At 42.7% G+C, this 18,825-nt stretch carries 19 protein-coding genes; 10 read left to right on the forward strand and 9 right to left on the reverse strand.

Annotated elements, in window-relative coordinates:
• A partial coding sequence (locus tag RM049_RS18460) for a HEAT repeat domain-containing protein (RefSeq protein WP_322705189.1) occupies nt 1–2,470 on the forward strand: 2,470 nt, incomplete at its 5' end.
• Between the two features lie 98 nt (nt 2,471–2,568).
• Here RM049_RS18460 and RM049_RS18465 read toward each other — a convergent pair.
• The 4 genes from RM049_RS18465 to RM049_RS18480 form a co-directional block, all read right to left on the reverse strand.
• Complete coding sequence (locus tag RM049_RS18465; protein WP_322705190.1) at nt 2,569–2,796, reverse strand: hypothetical protein; 228 nt, start codon at nt 2,794–2,796, stop codon at nt 2,569–2,571.
• A 365-nt stretch (nt 2,797–3,161) separates the two neighbouring features.
• The gene (locus RM049_RS18470) at nt 3,162–3,656 is read right to left on the reverse strand and encodes a hypothetical protein (protein ID WP_322705243.1); all 495 of its coding nucleotides are present in this window, start codon (nt 3,654–3,656) and stop codon (nt 3,162–3,164) included.
• A gap of 384 nt (nt 3,657–4,040) precedes the next feature.
• The gene (thrS, locus tag RM049_RS18475; RefSeq protein WP_322705244.1) at nt 4,041–5,876 is read right to left on the reverse strand and encodes a threonine--tRNA ligase; all 1,836 of its coding nucleotides are present in this window, start codon (nt 5,874–5,876) and stop codon (nt 4,041–4,043) included.
• 152 nt (nt 5,877–6,028) lie between these two features.
• Nucleotides 6,029–6,190, reverse strand: a complete 162-nt coding sequence (locus RM049_RS18480) for a hypothetical protein (protein WP_322705191.1) — start codon at nt 6,188–6,190, stop codon at nt 6,029–6,031.
• Between the two features lie 217 nt (nt 6,191–6,407).
• Here RM049_RS18480 and RM049_RS18485 point away from each other — a divergent pair, with 217 nt between their 5' ends.
• Together RM049_RS18485 and RM049_RS18490 are read left to right on the forward strand one after the other, a co-directional pair.
• The gene (locus RM049_RS18485; protein WP_322698212.1) at nt 6,408–6,725 is read left to right on the forward strand and encodes a DUF2605 domain-containing protein; all 318 of its coding nucleotides are present in this window, start codon (nt 6,408–6,410) and stop codon (nt 6,723–6,725) included.
• 308 nt (nt 6,726–7,033) lie between these two features.
• Nucleotides 7,034–7,363: a DUF2973 domain-containing protein gene (locus RM049_RS18490; RefSeq protein WP_322672931.1), complete on the forward strand. Its 330-nt coding sequence runs from the start codon at nt 7,034–7,036 to the stop codon at nt 7,361–7,363.
• 215 nt (nt 7,364–7,578) lie between these two features.
• Here RM049_RS18490 and RM049_RS18495 read toward each other — a convergent pair whose 3' ends face one another.
• From RM049_RS18495 to RM049_RS18510, 4 genes are all read right to left on the reverse strand, one after another.
• On the reverse strand, nt 7,579–7,824 hold the full coding sequence (locus tag RM049_RS18495) for a hypothetical protein (RefSeq protein WP_322682188.1): 246 nt from the start codon (nt 7,822–7,824) through the stop codon (nt 7,579–7,581).
• 46 nt (nt 7,825–7,870) lie between these two features.
• Nucleotides 7,871–8,146: a hypothetical protein gene (locus RM049_RS18500; RefSeq protein WP_322705192.1), complete on the reverse strand. Its 276-nt coding sequence runs from the start codon at nt 8,144–8,146 to the stop codon at nt 7,871–7,873.
• A gap of 230 nt (nt 8,147–8,376) precedes the next feature.
• Nucleotides 8,377–9,900, reverse strand: a complete 1,524-nt coding sequence (locus RM049_RS18505) for a chlorophyll a/b binding light-harvesting protein (RefSeq protein WP_322705193.1) — start codon at nt 9,898–9,900, stop codon at nt 8,377–8,379.
• Nucleotides 9,901–9,992: 92 nt separating this feature from the next.
• Nucleotides 9,993–11,051, reverse strand: a complete 1,059-nt coding sequence (locus tag RM049_RS18510; protein WP_322705194.1) for a chlorophyll a/b binding light-harvesting protein — start codon at nt 11,049–11,051, stop codon at nt 9,993–9,995.
• A 173-nt stretch (nt 11,052–11,224) separates the two neighbouring features.
• On the opposite strand from RM049_RS18510, the gene RM049_RS18515 reads away from it, so the two are divergent.
• The 4 genes from RM049_RS18515 (at nt 11,225) to RM049_RS18530 (ending at nt 12,984) form a co-directional block, all read left to right on the forward strand.
• Nucleotides 11,225–11,380 carry a hypothetical protein gene (locus RM049_RS18515; RefSeq protein WP_322705195.1) on the forward strand — a complete coding sequence of 52 codons (156 nt, stop codon included), beginning with the start codon at nt 11,225–11,227 and terminating at the stop codon, nt 11,378–11,380.
• A gap of 110 nt (nt 11,381–11,490) precedes the next feature.
• Nucleotides 11,491–11,811, forward strand: coding sequence for a hypothetical protein (locus tag RM049_RS18520; protein WP_322705196.1), 321 nt, complete (start codon nt 11,491–11,493; stop codon nt 11,809–11,811).
• A gap of 79 nt (nt 11,812–11,890) precedes the next feature.
• Nucleotides 11,891–12,304, forward strand: coding sequence for a RusA family crossover junction endodeoxyribonuclease (locus tag RM049_RS18525; protein ID WP_292752920.1), 414 nt, complete (start codon nt 11,891–11,893; stop codon nt 12,302–12,304).
• Complete coding sequence (locus RM049_RS18530) at nt 12,304–12,984, forward strand: hypothetical protein (protein WP_322705245.1); 681 nt, start codon at nt 12,304–12,306, stop codon at nt 12,982–12,984. The genes RM049_RS18525 and RM049_RS18530 overlap by 1 nt, the downstream gene beginning before the upstream one ends.
• 116 nt (nt 12,985–13,100) lie before the next feature.
• On the opposite strand, the gene RM049_RS18535 is transcribed toward RM049_RS18530, so the two are convergent.
• Nucleotides 13,101–15,392 carry an amylo-alpha-1,6-glucosidase gene (locus RM049_RS18535; protein ID WP_322705197.1) on the reverse strand — a complete coding sequence of 764 codons (2,292 nt, stop codon included), beginning with the start codon at nt 15,390–15,392 and terminating at the stop codon, nt 13,101–13,103.
• Nucleotides 15,393–15,694: 302 nt separating this feature from the next.
• Here RM049_RS18535 and RM049_RS18540 point away from each other — a divergent pair, with 302 nt between their 5' ends.
• The 3 genes from RM049_RS18540 (at nt 15,695) to RM049_RS18550 (ending at nt 18,775) form a co-directional block, all read left to right on the forward strand.
• On the forward strand, nt 15,695–15,838 hold the full coding sequence (locus tag RM049_RS18540; RefSeq protein WP_322705198.1) for a hypothetical protein: 144 nt from the start codon (nt 15,695–15,697) through the stop codon (nt 15,836–15,838).
• A gap of 278 nt (nt 15,839–16,116) precedes the next feature.
• Nucleotides 16,117–18,126, forward strand: a complete 2,010-nt coding sequence (locus RM049_RS18545; RefSeq protein ID WP_322705199.1) for a DICT sensory domain-containing protein — start codon at nt 16,117–16,119, stop codon at nt 18,124–18,126.
• 223 nt (nt 18,127–18,349) lie between these two features.
• Nucleotides 18,350–18,775: a photosystem I reaction center subunit II gene (locus tag RM049_RS18550; protein ID WP_322705200.1), complete on the forward strand. Its 426-nt coding sequence runs from the start codon at nt 18,350–18,352 to the stop codon at nt 18,773–18,775.
• The last annotated feature ends 50 nt before the right edge of the window (nt 18,776–18,825 follow it).

An 18,825-nucleotide genomic window follows, 5' to 3' on the forward strand; every position in this document is an offset into this window, starting at 1 on the left:
AGCATCGGCATTGGGAAATCTGGGGGAGGCTGCCAAACCCTACGTCAAAGACATCCTCGACTTCCTCAAGGATAAATCCGTTGAATTCTATGCTAGTTACAGTGCAGCATCGGCATTGGAAAATCTGGGGGAGGTAGCCAAACCCTACGTCAAAGACATCGCTGACATCCTCAAGGATGAAACCGTTGACTCAAGTGTTCGTTACTATGCAGCATCGGCATTGGAAAATCTGGGGGAGGCTGCCAAACCCTACGTCAAAGACATCCTCGACTTCTTCAAGGATAAATCCGTTGAATCCTATGTTAGTTACAGTGCAGCAGAGGCATTGGAAAATCTGGGGGAGGCTGCCAAACCCTACGTCAAAGATATCGCTGACATCCTCAAGGATAAAACCGTTAACTCAAGTGTTCGTTCCAGTGCAGCAAAGGCATTGGGAAATCTGGGGGAGGCAGCCAAACTCTACGTCAAAGACATCGCTGACATCCTCAAGGATAAATCCGTTGACTCAAGTGTTCGTTCCGGTGCAGTATTGGCATTGGGAAATCTGGGGGAGGCAGCCAAACCCTACGTCCAAGACATCCTCGACTTCCTCAAGGATAAAACCGTTGATAAAGATGTTCGTTCCAGTGCAGCATCAGCATTGGGAAAGATAGAACAACTCAACCTAAATGATATTGTAGTAATTCTGGATACCATCTATTACGAAGGTCAATCAGAATTTGCACAGTGGCGATTTTTGACATATTTTTTGGGTGGCGGCACTAATGAAGTCAAAACACTGCTCACATGGCTGGGTTTTCCTGAGACTAAAACAATTCCTGTTTCATTAAGCCACGATCGCGGTGATAAAACTCTCAAAATCTTTGCCCAAGTCTGGGAACCTAGCCAAGGTTTTACACGATTACGCGAAGACTTAGCCAAGCAAATTGCTGTAGTTGCCAGAAAAGTCCATTGGAAACCGCAAGATATTGTTATTTTAGAAACTCACCACAAAAACCTCAAAGACGCTGGCTACAACGAAGCTGATTCGGTGCAATCAGTAATAGTTAATCTCAAAACTTGGCAGTGGTTTCTCAACGCCAGAACTACTATTTTGATTCATGCTGCCTTTTGGCTTGTCCTGATCTTCGCTTATCCCAAATTTCCCCAAGTTCAAGCCATCTTCTTCTGGAATCCTTGGGTGAGGCGCATTCTCGGTGTCGGCTACGTCGGCTTAATTCTCACCTGGGTTCCCTTTTTCCGCAAAAAGTTATTTGAACCTTTCAAGCCTTCCCTACTAGCCGATGCCGGGTTAGATAAATTTAACCCCGAAGCTTACTTTCCAAATTCTAAAGTGAAAGTTCCCGGTGTAGATGAACCCGTACCAATTACCCAAGCGCTACCTAACATCAAAGGACAAGTCATTTTAGAAGGTGATTCCGGCTTGGGTAAGTCAATGTATCTGCGCTATTTGGTAAAAACTTCTGGGCGGCTTGTGGTTTATCTACCTGCACACAAGTGTGACAAGGGAGTAATTGAGGCAATTCAAGCCAAGCTGCACGGACAAGCACAAGATGCTGATTTTCTCAAGAATTTAATTTACAGTGGCGCATTAGATATTTGCATTGACGGACTTAATGAAGTTACCGCCGACACCAGGGCAAAAATCTGTCAGTTTGCCGAAAGCTATTTCCGGGGTAACATCATCATGACCACCCAACCCCTAGAGTGGACACCACCCTCAACAGCCAAAATATATAAATTGCTGCCCCTTGAAGAACCACAAATACAGCAATTTCTGATTTCCCGTCAGCCACGATTGCCCAAAAATGCCAAAGTTCAAGGTACTAATTATGAGCAAGCCACTGCTAGTTTTTTAACCAAAGCCCTCACTAATCAGCAATCACCACAGGAATTAAGCGCGATTGAGAAGGTTCTCTCTAATCCAATGGATTTAACTGTGGTAGCCCTGATGTTATCCCAAGGTGAATACCCCGATTTGTTTCACTTGCAACAACATCAATATCAATTGATGGCAGCAGAATACTTGCAAGAGTGGAACCAGGAATTTCCCCTGAAAAAATTCTCCGATGCTGTCTATCAAATGCGGCTGAATGATAAACAGGCGTTACCTGCGGATGAATTTTACCAGGTATTACAGTCTTTGGAAGACGATAAATATAAAATGGTTGTCAGCCGTCAGTGGCAAGACGAAAAAGGCGAAGCCAAGAGAGAATGGTATTTCCGCCACGACAAGATTATGGATTTCTTTTTGGTGCAAAACTTTCTCGGCGAGAGTGAGGAAGCTAAAAACCGTCTCCTTGACCACATGGACGACCCCCGTTTTCGTGGTGTCTACTTTTTGCTAGCAACCTTACTCCCGTTAGATGCTGCCGAAGAACTGAAGGAAAAATTAGTTCAATACGCCGCCGATACCAAAGACCATACTGTGAGTGATACCTTTGTGCAATTGTTGCGGCCAAGAGCGTGAGATTAATTCGTAATTGGTAATGGGCTACACGCTGCTACGCTAACGTAATTCGTAATTAAGAAAGAGACTTATAGGCTGAGGGGAAATTTTTGATTTCATTAAAATGAGTCTTTTAGCTCCATTAATGAGCCTTTGAACTCCATTAAAGAGCCTTTTAGCTCCATTAAAGAGCCTTTGAACTCCATTAAAGAGCCTTTTAGCTCCATTAAAGAGCCTTTGAACTCCATTAAAGAGCTTTTTAGCTCCATTAATGAGTCTTTGAACTCCATTAATGAGCCTTTTAGCTCCATTAATGAGCCTTTGAACTCCATTAATGAATCTAGCACTAAGGGTAAATTCTTAATTTAATAAAAATCTGACCTTTCACATCATGTAGAATAGCTAACGCTAAACCTAATCCCTGAGCAAGTTTCCTTACTAGGGAATAGAAGCGAGGTTTTCTAGATAAGAGTGAAAAGTCAGATATTGGAATGATATTATGTCCGCATAGTTAGTTATGATTCCCACAGTCATTGCACCCCACCCCCAACCCCTCCCCGCAGGCGGGGAGGGGAGATAAAGCGCAGGTTTAGCGGGGTGGGGTTTTTTGGGTTTAATAAGCAATCAAGCGGACATGATATGACTGGAATAAAGAGATTGTGTTTGTCCTACTGCTAAGTAGAATCAATGCTCAGTTTACTTGGAACTAAGCTTAATACGTAGGCACAATGATTCTACGTTCCCAGCCGCGATCGCGCTCATAGCGACGGTTATTATCAATGTTGCGAAGGTCATTATCGCGGTCATATCGGCGGTTATTTTCGCGCTCATAACGGCGATGATTTTCACGCTCATAACGGCGATTATTTTCGCGCTCATAGCGGCGATTATTTTCGCGCTCATAATGGCGATTATTGTCGCGGTCATGGCGGCGGTTATTGTCGCGGTCATAGCGGCGGTTATTGTCGCGCTCATAACGGCGATCGTCACGAATATTGCGAAGGTCATTGTGGCGGTCATAATCACCATTTCTGTAGTGACGACTATGACGTTCGTAGTTAGCATCGTTGTTGTGTTCATAGCCGTAGCTATCAAACTCAGCAAGATAAGATGCTGGTGTATTAGCCTCAGCTTTTGGAGAAATAGCCAAAGCTGATGCAGATGCTATCAAGCCAGCCAGCAAAATAGAGGTAAAGCGGTTCATCATGTTAGTCAAAAATTATTGACATTAATTTATGCAAGTCCAGTCTGTTTACGAAGAGCAGATTCCACAAGTCTTTAAATCAATCCTATCAGTCTTAAATAACTTGAAAAGTTTTCTTGAGTGGGGTGATTGAGAAAACTTTTGTTGTCTGTGATACTTTATGCTCTTCCAAATCTCATGAAAAGTTAAAATTAAAATGAGTATTTGAACTGGATGAATCCACCTTTGATCTTTGTTAACGAGTCTTTGAACTCCATTAATGAGCCTTTAATAATTAAATACGTTACGATCGCACCTTCCCAAAACCTACCAGCTAGACAAAACGCACACCAATATATGATTAGTGTGCGCTTGCGGTTAGATTTTAGAAATTATCAAGGTTAGATTTTAGAAATTCTCGAACTTAGCGATCGCATCTTTCATTTTATCTACCACCTCATCGACAGGGATAACTCCCAATTCTCCAGAGGCGCGGGTACGGATACTTAAGGTGTTAGTTTCCACTTCCTTAGCTCCCACCACAGCCATCACGGGTATTTTTTCTTTCTCTGCATTGCGAATTTGTTTACCCAAGCGATCGCCACTGGTATCAACTTCTGCACGGATGCCTAATGCACGCATCTTCGCCACCACATCTTTCGCAAAGTCTAACTGTGTATCACCCACTGGGAGTAATCTAGCTTGCACTGGCGCTAACCACAAAGGAAAATCACCCGCATATTCTTCAATCAAGATCCCAATTAGCCGTTCTAGCGAACCAAAAGGCGCACGGTGAATCATCACTGGACGTTTGCGAACGCCATCTTCAGCGACGTATTCCAACTCAAAGCGTTCAGGCAAATTGTAATCTACTTGTACAGTTCCTAATTGCCACTCCCGATCTAGGGCATCACTAAAGATAAAGTCAAGTTTTGGCCCATAGAATGCCGCTTCTCCAATCCCTTCAAAGTGTTCCATTCCCAAGGTTTCAACTGCACGGCGAATTGCACCTTCGGCTTTGTCCCAAACTTCATCATTACCGATGTACTTATCGCTAGCAGGATCGCGGAAACTGAGTCTAGCTTTAAAGTTCTTCAGTTGCAGCTTATTGAACACCGACAAAATCAAATCCACTACACTAAGGAATTCGCTATCTAGCTGTTCTGGAGTGACAAACAGGTGAGAATCATCCACAGTAAAACCGCGCACCCGCGTTAAACCGCCCAATTCCCCTGATTGTTCGTAGCGGTAAACAGTACCAAATTCCGCCAGTCGCATTGGTAATTCCCGATAAGAGCGTAACTCACTCTTATATATTTGGATATGGAAAGGGCAGTTCATCGGCTTCATCACGAAGCCTTGTTCCTGTGCAGCCGCTTCTTGATCGTCTGCCATTAAGGGGAACATATCTTCTTTATATTTCTGCCAATGTCCAGAAGTTTTAAATAAATCTACTCTGGCAATGTGGGGTGTTACTACAGATAAGTAACCCCGTTTTACCTGTTCTTGCTTGAGGAAATCTTCTAAAGTACTCCGTAACAGAGTGCCTTTGGGTGTCCACAAAGGTAAACCCGGCCCTACTAGATCGGAAAATATAAATAATCCCAGTTCCTTACCCAGTTTCCGGTGATCTCGCCGTAGCGCTTCTTCTTTGCGTCGCTTATATTCAGCGAGTTGTTCTGGACTTTCCCAAGCGGTGGCGTAGATGCGTTGTAATTGGGCTTTAGTTTCATCCCCACGCCAATAAGCGCCAGCAACGCTTTCTAGTTCAACTGCTTTCGGGTTTAATTCACTAGTATTTTCCAGATGAGGCCCCGCACACAAATCCCACCATTCATTCCCCAGATGGTAAATTGTGATTGGTTCCTCTTTGATATCTCCCAGGATTTCTAGCTTGTAAGGTTCATTAATTCCTTGAATCCGGCGTTCGGCTTCTTCGCGGCTGACTTCTTCCCGAATTAGTGGCAATTTGCGATTGATAATCTTCGCCATCTCTTTCTTGATGGCTTTGAGATCGTTTTCGCTAAATGGTTCTGGACTGTCGAAGTCATAGTAAAAACCGTTTTCTATCCAAGGGCCGATTGTAACTTGCGCCTTGGGAAACAGCTTTTGTACCGCCATTGCCATAACATGGGAAGCAGTGTGGCGAATCTTTTTTAAGTTCTCTGATTCGCTGGTACGCGGTAAATAGATTTTTTCAACTTGTTCTAACTGTTGTGACTGATTTGATGAATTTGGCGACATTGGCTGCTGAACCGTTGGCGAAGTGATTACAAAAGTTGATTTATCTGAATCTGTAGGCTTATTCAACTATAACGACTTTGGTTAATTAGTCATTTGTCATTTGTTCGTTGTCATTTGTCCGTTACGAATAACTAATGACTAATGACTAATGATTAATGACTAATAGCTAATGACTTTGCGTAGCGGTTTGATTCTGAGTCCTGAATTTTGACTCCTGAATTCTTCTTCAATCCAAAAATAAAGATAAATTTTTGATTTGTTACCTGAGTTTCAAATTCAGGATTGCCCGCGTAGGCGTAGCCCGTCGTAGACATCGCTAAATTATCTTATGAATTGCAACTCGCTGTCATATATGCCTATAGATGCCTGTCCAAAGGCACTGTACAAACCAGAGATCGAGACTATATAATAAATTTTGTGCCCTTTGTTACAAAATTTTACATTAAGTAATTATGAGAGAAATCTAAAAAGTATTAAGAAACGTAAATAACGTTAATATTAGTAAGCAAGTTTGAAATATCCCTCTTATTTATGTCAGACTCAAATTTACCAGGGACTGAGTTGTTGAAAACGGTTTTAGATCCGCTGCTGGAAGATTTTCAGCATTGGTTTACGCGATCGCGCCATTTACTCGAAACTGAGGAACTCTCATTTATGAGTCACCAAGAGCAATCTGACTTGCTCTTGCGGGTTAAGCAAGCGCAGGATGAACTAAATACGGCGAAAATGCTATTTAATGCAACTGATAAACAAGTCGGAATTGATATGGCAACGTTAATGCCTTGGCATGAATTAGTAACAGAATGCTGGAATGTCGCAATGCGCTTTCGTCAAGGACGTGAAGTCTAAGCGCGCTAAATTTCGGCAGACAACTTAGCGATGTCTTTTAAATTACTAAGGAAGCGTCTAGGCAAGATGGTAAATCAGTCGTTAAAAAGATAGTAGAAAACTCTTAACAATTTCTTAACATTATCTGGATTAGCAAAATAATGTATCCTATGCTACCGTAAGTGGAATAACTGTTGACAAATAGCTCCATATAAATGTAAGCGCCTGAAAAGTGCGTAGAATATTCGTCTTAACTGCGAGTACAGTATCGGCGAAACAAAGCGTTACAAAATAAAGTTTTAAAAATTGCTGTTCTGGAGGAAAATCCAATGTTACATCTGCTTTACATTCTTGCTTTTACAATCCTTGCATTTATAGCTGTTGGCAACTTAATTCGTAACCTGATTATGTTCAGTTTCGATCGGGAGCGAACTTACCCAACGAATTCCTCGCCAATGAATAACCAACGTAACTCTGGTTATTATTCATCAAAAAAACAGTTTGTACCCCATCCAGAGTTGTTAGATAGCGCGGGGAATTTAATTAAAGAGCCACTTTTGATAATGCGTTCAATTAACGTTGAAGATGCGCGTCAACATCTCGATGCACTTTACGAAGCATCCCCAGGACATAAAAGAGATAATTCAGAAGAAGCATAATGTAGAGACGCGATTAATCGCGTCTGTTAGCAATTTGGGTGTAAATGGTTGTTGTTTTTACATCCTTAATTTTTTTCTGAGGAAAAATTTATTTCCATATCAATCCAGTCAATGTAACTTTTTTGCATTTTGTTAAAAATACTCAATTGGTGGACAACTTCACTCATCTTGCAAAGACTGCGATCGCAGGTGGATACAATTTTCATTTTATTTAGCTAGCGAATTTCCAATTCTTTTTTAGCACTTTTCAACTGTCTCCAGAGGATGTGAATTTGTTTGTAAGCCTCTTGTGGTGAAAGTTTACCACTAGTTTGGAGACTGCAAATGTAGTTTACCCGTTGAGAAAAATCTTGAAGATTAGCGTTAAATACTAGATACTCTGGTTTAAATTGCCCATAATATGGACTACGAGGATATAAAAAATCGCATAGTTCCGATAGCAAATCAGATTGTCTGTTCATAAGTATTTAGAGTATTACGGATTAGAAATTATCTAATTAGAAAATTTTAATAAAGCTTTTGCCGACCCTTTTGACAAGCATTACAAAAAGAAGTTTGAGGTTCAAAGTCAAGACAGCCGAACGCTTCCTCAGAACAAGCTTTAGTTGGATGTACAGTACACTTAAGGCGATAGTCGTTAGTGAAATATTCACAAGCATGACAAGGAATTTGATGTAGCTTTTTTAAATGATTTATCCCTTGTTTTAAGGTAAAGCAGATACTCAAAAGAAAGAAAATCAAAGTGGCCCAAGCAAATGAAGCGCAAAAAATTGTAGCCAGCATAAGTCATCCTCCTAAAGATTAGAAAAAAGTGCCCGCAGTCAACTGCTTTTAACCGCAGGCATGAAATATTATTTAGCTAGTGTTGAGTGAAACTAAATTAACTGAGTCTAGTAGGTAGACATAAATCAAAAGGAATGAGGTGAGTGTGAGCAATTTAAGTCTTGCTCTAATTTATTGTAAAGACGTAGAATGCTACGTCTTTACATGATGAGTACTAAATCACTAGATGATTAAATCGAGTTGATTGCGATCGCACCGAATAAAGCAATACTAGTCAATAGCAGATAAGCGAAGATTGCTCCACCAATTCCACCAATCAAAAAGCCCTCGGTAAATTGACTCCATTCGGCGACAGTATTGATGCTCTGTGGTACTTTGGCAACAGTTGCAACCGAAACCGATCGTGAATAGATTTCTTGCTGTCTTTCGTAGCTAGTAGTGCCATAAAGCGAAAAACCAATTGTCAGGATGATAATCAAACTGCCTGTGGCTAATAAACCAACCAAGCTGCCGACATTAGAATTGCGTAATAAACCCAATGAACCTAATGTTGCAAAGGGGCCAACTAGCCAGTAACCATGAGCCATGCCAATTTCTAATCCCCGCCACAAAGGAGATATACCGGGGCGGTAAATTGGTAAGTATTTGAGAAACTTCAGCGTCAAATCAGAAGAATTGACTGCGCTTACCTGATTACTCGTTTGGCGCTCTACACGTGGAGGCTGAACCATATCACCATTTTTAAAATCAAACCCGGCTGCGATCGCACGAGCGCGGAGAGCGTGCCAAATGTGACCTAACAGAAACATCAGCGCTAGGACAAAATGGAAAGTTACCAACCAACCACGAGCAGAAACTATACCAGCAGAAGTTTCTATAGCTCTAACTGGCCCATAAAAAACTTCGGGATAAACGGTGTTATTAACTGATGCAAAATATGCTGCTAAAAAGCCCATGTATGCTACAGCACCAATGCTGTAAGATAAATACGCTTCCCCTGAGTAAATCAAAACTCGGCGTGCCCAAGCAAATGGCTTAGTCAAGATGTGAAAAATACCACCGCCAATTAACATCAAACCAACCCAGATGTGACCGCCAACAACATCTTCCAAGTTATCAACAGCAGCCAATCCCTCTGGCCCCCAAACCCCAAATAGGTAGCCAAAGATGCGCAATGGGTTAAGTGTCGGATGATTGATTACCCTGACATCTCCACCGCCAGCAGCCCAAGGGTCAAACAGTCCACCCCAAAACACCGCCTTAGCAACTAAAGCCAAAGCACCTAAACCTAAAAGCGTGAGGTGAATGCCCAAGATGGTTGTCATCTTGTCCTTATCTTTCCAGTCATAGCCAAAAAATCCAGCCCAAGTAGGATTATCTTGTAACACTTCTGGACCCAGCAGGGAGTGATAAATACCACCAGCTGCCAGAATCACTGAAGGTATCAGATGTAAGACACTGATTACAAAGTAGGGATAGGTGCTAATAACTTGCCCACCAGTACCGACACCCAAACCGAGAGTTGCTAGATGAGGTAGCAAAATTAAGCCTTGCTCATACATTGGCTCATTAGGGTTGAAGCGCGACAATTCAAACAGCGTCATCCCTCCAGCCCATAACAAAATCAATGCAGAATGGGCAACATGAGCGCCTAGTAATTTTCCCGATAAATTAGTGAGACGAAAGTTACCAGCCCACCAACCAACATCAGGTATCTGTTGCTTATATGGGCTATCTTCAATTACTGCTGTCATTTCCAAAACTCCTTGAGAATATTTAGCAATATTGTTGAGTTTATGCTTCCAAACAATTGCAAATCTATTGCATTAAATGCATTAAATTGAATTTAGCTAATTGGTTGCGGAATTACCGCCTCCTGGCTCACTCTACCTTTGCGAAAATCGAACCCACGCGCCCGCAAAGCGTGCCAGATATGACCTTGGAGAAAGAAGAAAGCTAACCAAAAATGGGCATTAGCTAACCAAGTCCGGGCAGTTACAAGGTCAGGGTCAGGTGATGAAAAGTACGGCACGATATTCTGTCTAACTACAAGCGCCGGCCCATAAAAAACTTCAGGATAAACAGTGGTGTTTACCGATACAAAGAGAGTTGCAATAAAACCCATCAGTGCTAAAGCGCCCAGACTGTATGAGAGATAAGCTTCTCCAGACCAAACAAATAGTGGATGCGTCCAACTAAAGGGCTTAGTAGCTATGTGGAAAAGTCCACCAATAATCAACATTGCACCAACCCAAATATGTCCACCAACCACGTCTTCTAGGTTGTCAACGCCAGCAATCCAAAATTTACTAATTGCGCCAAACAGATAACCAAAAATGACGGCTGGGTTTAATGTCGGATTTGTAATTACCCGCACATTTTCAACATTTGGGTCGTACAAACCCCCAAAGTACATTGCTTTGGCGACTAACAAGAATGCACCACAACCCAGTAAAACCAGATGTATACCAAGGATTGTGGTCATTTTACCCGTGTCTGACCAGTCGTAGCCAAAGAAAGGAACTTTACCCTTCAATTTTTCCGGGCCACGCAGGGAATGAAAGATTCCTCCAAAACCCAAAAAAGCTGAGGAAATTAGATGTAAAGCTCCAATTACAAAGTAGGGATAAGTATCCACGACTGCACCATTTGCACCAACACTCCAACCTTGAGTAGCTAGATGAGGTAGCAAAATTAAGCCTTGCGAATACATCGGTTCTGCTGGATTAAAGTGGGCTAGCTCAAATAAAGTCATAGCTCCTGCCCAGAAAACGATCAGACCAGAATGAGCGACGTGAGCGCCTAGTAGTTTCCCCGATAAGCTGGTGAGTCTGGCGTTACCAGCCCACCAAGGCGAGTCAGTAAGGTCTTGCTCCACCGACAGCGGACTTGTAGAAGTTGTCATTTTACCCTCTAACTTATTGATTAACTTTCTCAATAGTTATCAAAAAATAGTCTACACTAAAATTCAAATTAATGAAAGTAAATCTCATTAATGAGATTGTAAACTTTTACAAAAAAGCGTATTGACAACGTAAATACATCTTGCCTAAACTATGTAGGGATAGATGTGTTTTCGTGCTTAATGGCATCACCTTTATTTGGAACGAGAAGAAAGCTTGGATTAATCGCAGCAATGATGACGGCATAACATTTCAACAAGCCGTAGAAGCTTTCTTCGATCCGTTTCTAGTGATGGTTGATGCAAGCCGCAATGGAAGCGGGATGCTGTGATTGGCTTGGACAAAGATAGAATCTTCTCTACGTCGTCTACATTGAGCGTGAAAACGACATGATTCGGATTATCTCGGCTCGGAAAGCGACGCGTAAGGAACGTGAATACTATGAAAGCTGAAGTTTTAAAAAAGCGACTTGATAAAAATCGTCCAATGACGACAGTCACAATTCGCATTCCCGAAGATGTGATTGAGGATTTGAAGCGAGTAGCACCATTGTTAGGGTTTTCTGGTTATCAGCCATTAGTTCGCGCTTACATCGGACAAGGACTTCGAGCCGATCTTGAGCGACTTGAGGGTGATACTGTTTCTACATTGATTGCCAGCTTGAAACGGCATGGTGTCAGTGATGAGATAATTCGTGAAGCACTCAGCGAAGCTACTGGCGACGCAGCAACACTTAGTAACGGCAGTCTTCCTCTGTCATGAGTAGCGGGGCGGGAGTTTATCTGCTTGTGTTCTAGGTTACTAGCATAGAATAACCTGCGATCTATTATTTAGAAGTGCATTGACCAGATTTGAGTTCATAGTAAATGGGCGACCAGTATCACAACAGGCTCGTAAGCGCGGTAAGGGCAATCGGCTTCAAGATTGGAAAAAGACAGTGCGACAAGAAGCTGAAAAATACTGGTCTTCGGAACAAAAAACAGCTACTGGGTTAGTTATGCTTCAAATAACCTATTTCTATGATTCTGTTCAAATAGATATAGATAATATAGTGAAGCCTATTCAAGATGCAATTAAAGGATTAGCTTACGTCGATGATAATCAAGTAAGCGATCTTTTAGTTAGAAAGAGGAATTTGTCAGGTAACTTTAGAATAGAAAACATGACCTCGACATTGGCGGAAGGCTTTGCTAGTGGCAATGAGTTCTTACATATTGTCGTAATTGATGCTCCTAACCAGGAGGTAATTATTTGATGGAAACTCCAACTGCAAACTTAGAAAGAGAGCGATTGTTGAAACTAGCAGAGGAGTATCGTGAAAAGGGTTACGAAGTTTTTTTTCATCCAAATCCAGAAGACTTACCAGATTTCCTTAATCACTATCGCCCTGACATGATAGTACGTCGGGGAGAAGAAAATGTAGTTATTGAAGTCAAGTCACGCTCCTCACTTAACTCTTCTTCTAATCAATATTTAGGTAATTTAGCTCAAGCGGTAGAAAAACATCCTGGTTGGAGATTTGAATTAGTAATGACCAACCCGGAGGATACAATGTATTCTTTGAAAGCAGAGGCTTCTCTTCAAGAACATGAAATAGAATCACAGTTGCAAGTAGCAAGGCAACTTACAACGCAACATCCAGAATCAGCTATCCTATATTCTTGGTCTTTGGTAGAAGCAACTTTGAGACTTATTGCCCAAAAGGAAGAGCTAAGTTTAGAAAGATTTGATCCACATTACTTAGTAAAGCAATTAGCAACTGAAGGTGTAATTTCAAAATCTGAGTATCAGTTACTAATGAATGCACTCCCATTACGTAATTCTATTGCTCATGGCTTCAAAACTACACAAATTACGCAAAATTCTGTATCTGAATTAATCGAGCTTACAGAACAACTCTTGAGAACTGTACATACTGACGATGAAGCAGGCTAACACTGCGTTGGTTGGAGTGGATGGCACTGCGCGATGTCTACGACGGGCTATGCCTACGCACCAAGTATATCAGCCTAAAATAGGGAGTGGTGAATTTCCTACTCCCTACTCTCTTCCTATGCTTCAATAACTACTCGAAGATTACCCCGTTTTTTAGCAACGCGACAAGCAGTCGTAGTCCCAGAACGCTCGAATTCCAAATCGAGGATGGTGGGGCCTACTTGTAAATTATGAAATGACAAGCGATTAATCGATTCTGGTAAAGCGGGGTCGATGATTCGCAAGCAGTTATTTTGAGCGTCAGGCACCAAGTTGACCATCATTTGCAGTAGTTGGAAAATACTACCCGTAGCCCAAGCTTGGGGAGTGCAAGCAACCGGATACTGCACAGGAGCATTATCGCCGTTCCGTTCGTAGCCGCAAAAAAGTTCTGGAGGACGTTGATAAGGTTGCTGCTGAGTCATGTCAAATAAACCTTGGAATATTTCTAAAGCTTGATCGATAAGACCGAGCGATCGCAATCCCATTGCAATCAAAGCGTTATCATGAGGCCAAACCGAACCAATGTGATAACCCATCGGATTATAAGCGGGTGACAAACTACTTAGAGTCCGAATGCCCCAACCATTAAACATATCTGGTGCCCGTAACCGTTCTGCTACACTATGAGCTTTTTCGTCTGTGAAAAGTCCCAAATGCAGGCAATGACCAGGATTTGAGGTAATACTGTCTACTGGCTTACCTTCTCCATCCAAAGCCAGGGCGCAGAAATCTTGATCTTCTACCCAAAAATCTTGATTAAACCGAACCTTAAGATTTCTGGCCTCCTCTTGCCAACGATCTGCCAAATCAAGCCGCTTCTTCATCCTAGCTATTTCTGCTAGGCGGATTTTTGCAGCATAAACGTAAGCTTGTACCTCACACAGAGCAATTGGGCCGTTGGCTAATTCTCCCTTGCGGTCTACAATACAGTCGCCAGAATCTTTCCAACCTTGGTTAACAAGACCGCGTTTGGATCTACGGAAGTAGCTGAGGTAAGTGGTTTCTTTGGTATTGCGATCGATCCACTCCATTGCCGCTAGAGCATTGGGCCAAAGTTGCTCTAAGAGTTCTCGATCGTGAGTCCAAGCATAATGTTCGGCATAGAGCAGCAGCCACAAGGGAGTGGCATCAACAGTACCGTAGTAAGGTGTATGGGGAATTTCTTCACAACGAGCCATTTCTCCCAAACGTAACTCGTGCAAAATCTTACCCGGCTCTTCTTCGCGCCATTCGTCGTCAATTTTACCTTGGTATGTTGCCAGTAATATCAGAGTTTCCTTGGCGATTTGCGAGTTTAACATCAGGCTTTGGGAAGCTGTAATCAGCGAATCTCGCCCAAATAATGTCGAAAACCAAGGTACTCCAGCGGAAACAGTCTTATGCTTACCAAAAGACTGGCGCAACAAATACATATCTTGTTCAGCCCGCTCAATCACTCGATTGAAGGTACTCTTATCTGAGCTAATGCGAGTAATTTGTTGTACCCAGTGCTGCTCCTCCATCCACTCAGCAGCTTTCGCTTGTCCTAAAGTAGTAGCGGCGCTCACGGTTGAACTGGACTGGTTGTTTCTCAACATATTCACTCGGTAGCCCAGCTTTTGAGTTTCGTGAGAAGCCAACTCTAGCTGCCAAACCGCAGTGTAACCCTTGAAATTGTCTGGTTGCCGATGCTGGAATAAAATTCGGGATTCCATCACCGAGCCATCCAGGCCTTGATAGGCGAGTGTTAAGGATTCTTCTCTATAGGCAGATGGCTCTTTAGGTACAGGTGCAACACCATCGACGCGATCGGATGTTCCTTCCTCAGTCGTCGGTTCTACTAGGCGTAAAAGCCGACCTCGTTTTTCTCTGTCATAGCCACGGACTTCAAATAAATCAACAAAATCCGCATCAAAACTGATACTTAGTTCAAAATTGACAGTGGTTGTGCTGTAGTTAGATACTTCTATTTCTTCAAATAACGCTCCATTCAGCACGATTTCCCGGCGAATTCCGATAGTCTCGGCTTTTAGGCGTTCGTCGATTCTGGGATTGGTACACAAAACTGAGAGTGCAAAACCTTTTTCGGCAGTACTACTGAGGAGTACAGGCGATCGCCCTTCAATTTGCAACTCCAAGCGATTGAGAAATCTCGTATCACAACAAAACAGTCCCAGACTGAGATTACTATCGTTGAGGGAACAGCCAGAAATATTCCCGATAGTATCTGTCACAAAAAATAAATCATCATCTTTAACCGTTAGTGTCGGTTGCGATCTTTCAGCCACAACACAAGGCCACTCTGGAATCGGTAATTGTTCGGCAGGAATAAAAGTTTTTCCATCCAGAAAAATTTTTTCTGGGGTGATTAGCGTATCCGGTGTCATTAGACAAAGTTCCGTGTACAGGTCTATATTTTTGTGGTCTTTTGAGTATAAGTCTCTTACCCAAGAGGCAGAAGGAAAGAATAAATACCTTTTGCTTTGAGACAGAGCAACTAAATTTATTTAGGTCGATAAAAGAAAGATTTGTGTCTCGACACGTAGTTTAAACAAAAAACAGCGTATCGTAGAGAGACACAAGATTTTAAATAATCTTTGATATTTGATTAGACTAATTTATGATAATTAATTGATTAAGTTTAATCAACATTAGTGATTAAGTTATGTAAATATCGCAGTCATGATTTTTGGCTAAGAAAACTTATTTAGCAAGCAGAAATCAACGTCGGCGAAGTAGGCAATGTCTACGACAGGCGATTTTGCCAACGCATGGACTAGAAATCGATCGTCCGTGGTTATTAGCGAACACAGTAGTTAAAACCATACAATAATTAATGTTTTAGTACTTATTCCTGAAAAAATTTACCTGTACAAGCAAAAGCATCAGTTGCCCTGAATGTATATTGGGCGTAATAGGTTGTCAATCAGCAAATCAAGTGTACCCACGCCCCTTATTTAGTAACAAAGTGTTGCGACTAGCTTTGGCGAAAAGCGCTTTTTAGCGTTCTTTACATATTGCAACTATCTATTTAACTTGAGAGTCCCTTGGAATTTGTACAATGCAGCTGTGACGTGGATCTGATCGAGGTTGAGCGTTTAACAATAATTCATGAGCATTTCGACTTCTGTGCTGAGTGATCTGCTAAAGTCCCTACCCAACTTGCGGCCCCAGCTATATTTTAAGGCTTCACTAACGGCGCTCTCCCACGCGATGGAAGATCAAGTTTTGGCTGCGACTTTAGCGAAACCCCTTGTAATTGCTAGTTTCCAGCGAGAGCGATTCTACCGCCAAGAAGCTCATCGCTACCTGCGACTTGCCTTGCGGAGTAACCAAATATACGTATTAGCTGCTCCAGAAACGGATTTCGCCAACAGTTCGGAACACTACGAAAAGATAGCTTTTGAGGCAACGGATGGCTTAAGTCAGGAGTGGCATTTGGTAGTGATTGCTGACAATTATGCTACTTGTCTGGTTTGCCGAGAAAACCTTGGTTCTCTTGCCAAAAATAACCAACTACCGGAACTAAGCCCTAATTTGGATATAGACACAGCCCGAAGATTTGAGGGAATTTGGACATCAGAAAGGGGAGTTAGCCTGAAAGCCGCTGAATTGTTGTTAGATCGGGTTTTGGTTTACAGACCAGAACTGACAAGTAAAATTCAACAGGCACGTCAGAGGTTTGGCATTGGCGAACCGCGAAACTACTTTGGAGCCGAACAGGTAAACGAGTATGCCTGTGACATTGATACAGATCCCTTTGTGCAGCGCTTAGTAACTTATTTGCAAGCTAGTCAGTACAAATTGCACAAAGCTTACCGTTCTATTGCTGCTCAAGCACGAAAAGAGCGATTAGTCAACTCGATTAGTACTGCGATTCGGCGATCGCTCGATCCTCATGAAGTTCTCCAGGTGGCAGCACAAGAATTAGGGCAACACCTAGAAGCTTGTCGCTGTTTAATTTACCGCGCTCAAGCTACGGATAGCCAAGCGATAATTGAACACGAGTTTTTGAATCCCGGTATTTTATCTGTTTGTGGGCAAACCTGGGAGTTAGAGAAAAATTCTCTATTTCGGGACATCGTAGAACTTGGCGAAGGTGTTTGTGTCAGCGATACGCTCAGTGACCCCCGCGTTACCAAATCGCCAGGACTTTCCACGATCGCCAAAAAGTTTGCCATTCGTTCTTGGCTGATGGAACCAGTTTTCTATCAGGGGCGATTATTGGGGATTGTGGAGTTACATTACTGCCGAATGCCACCCCACGAGTGCCAACCTGGAGAATTGGATTTGATAGAAGCGATCGCTACCCAAGTAGGAGCAGCTCTCATCCAAGCCGAAGCTTACGCTAATCTAGAAGAACTTAACCAGCAGCTAGAAGCCCTAGACCGCACCCGCAGCAACCTCATAGCCATCACCGGACACGAACTGCGTACTCCCCTATCTACAATTCAAGTGTGCCTGGAAAGTCTCGCTACAGAACCAGATATGCCCTTGGAGTTGCAGCAAGTCATGCTCAACACCGCTCTTTCCGACTCGGAACGGATGCGAAAACTGGTACAAGATTTTCTTACACTTTCCAACTTGGAAAGCGGCCGAGTGGAATGGCATCCAGAATCCCTCACCTTACAAGAATGTGTCGATTTAGCACTCAGCCGAAATCGCACGCGTTCCTCAACGGAAAAGCCGCCCCAAATCAAGACTCAAATTGCCGAAAATCTACCTTTAGTTAGAGCTGACGGTGATTGGCTAGTCGAGGTACTGGCAAAACTCATAGACAATGCTTTGAAATTTACGCCACCCCAAGGAGAAATCACGATTAAAGCGATTGACAACAGCCGTCAAATGGTCGAAGTGACTATAGCTGATACTGGACGCGGCATTGAACCAAATCGTTTAGAAGTAGTTTTTGACCGCTTTTATCAAGAAGAGGGATCGCTGCGCCGCACCACCGGCGGAACTGGACTTGGTTTAGCAATTTGCCGTCAAATTGTTAATGGCTGGGGTGGGAAAATTTGGGCAGAGTCAGCTGGCAAAGACCAGGGCAGTCAGTTTCACTTCACTATCCCAATTGTTCGGAGTAGCCAAGAGGAAAAGCGGACAAAAGTCAAGAGTAAATAGATATTTAGTCCTTTGTCATTAGTCATTGGGCATGGGGCATGGGGCATGGGGCATGGGGCATGGGGCATGGGGCATTGGTTTTTAACAAATGACAAAAGACAAAGGACAAATGACAAATGACAAAGAACAAATGACTAAAAACTGTTACAGTCTATGACGCGATCGCAATATGATCCTGGTTGCGATGTTAGGATTCCCTAAAAACGTTGAGAGAACAGACTTTATGGCAGAAACACTCTCTGGACAAACCCCGCTATTTGCTGGCAGCACTGGTGGCTTGCTTACAAAAGCAGCAGTTGAAGAAAAGTACGCGATCACTTGGACTAGCCCGAAAGAGCAAGTTTTTGAATTGCCTACAGGTGGTGCTGCTGTTATGCGCAAAGGTGAAAACCTGCTGTATATAGCTCGTAAAGAATATGGCATCTTTTTGGGCGGTCAGCAACTTCGTAAACTCAAAATCACAGATTACAAAGTTTACCGGGTTTTACCCAACGGAGAAACCACTTTACTTCACCCAGCTGATGGTAACTTCCCTGAAAAGGTAACTGAAGGTCGTGACAAAGTGCGTTATGTAGACCGTCGTATCGGACAAAACCCCAGCCCCTCTAAAATTAAGTTTAGCGGTGTTACTACCTACGACGCTCCGTAACTAGCTGTTAGTCGCTAATGGGTAATTAGTAATGGGTAATTGGTAAATAA

This window comes from Nostoc sp. DedQUE04 (assembly GCF_034530995.1).
Lineage (GTDB): Bacteria > Cyanobacteriota > Cyanobacteriia > Cyanobacteriales > Nostocaceae > Nostoc.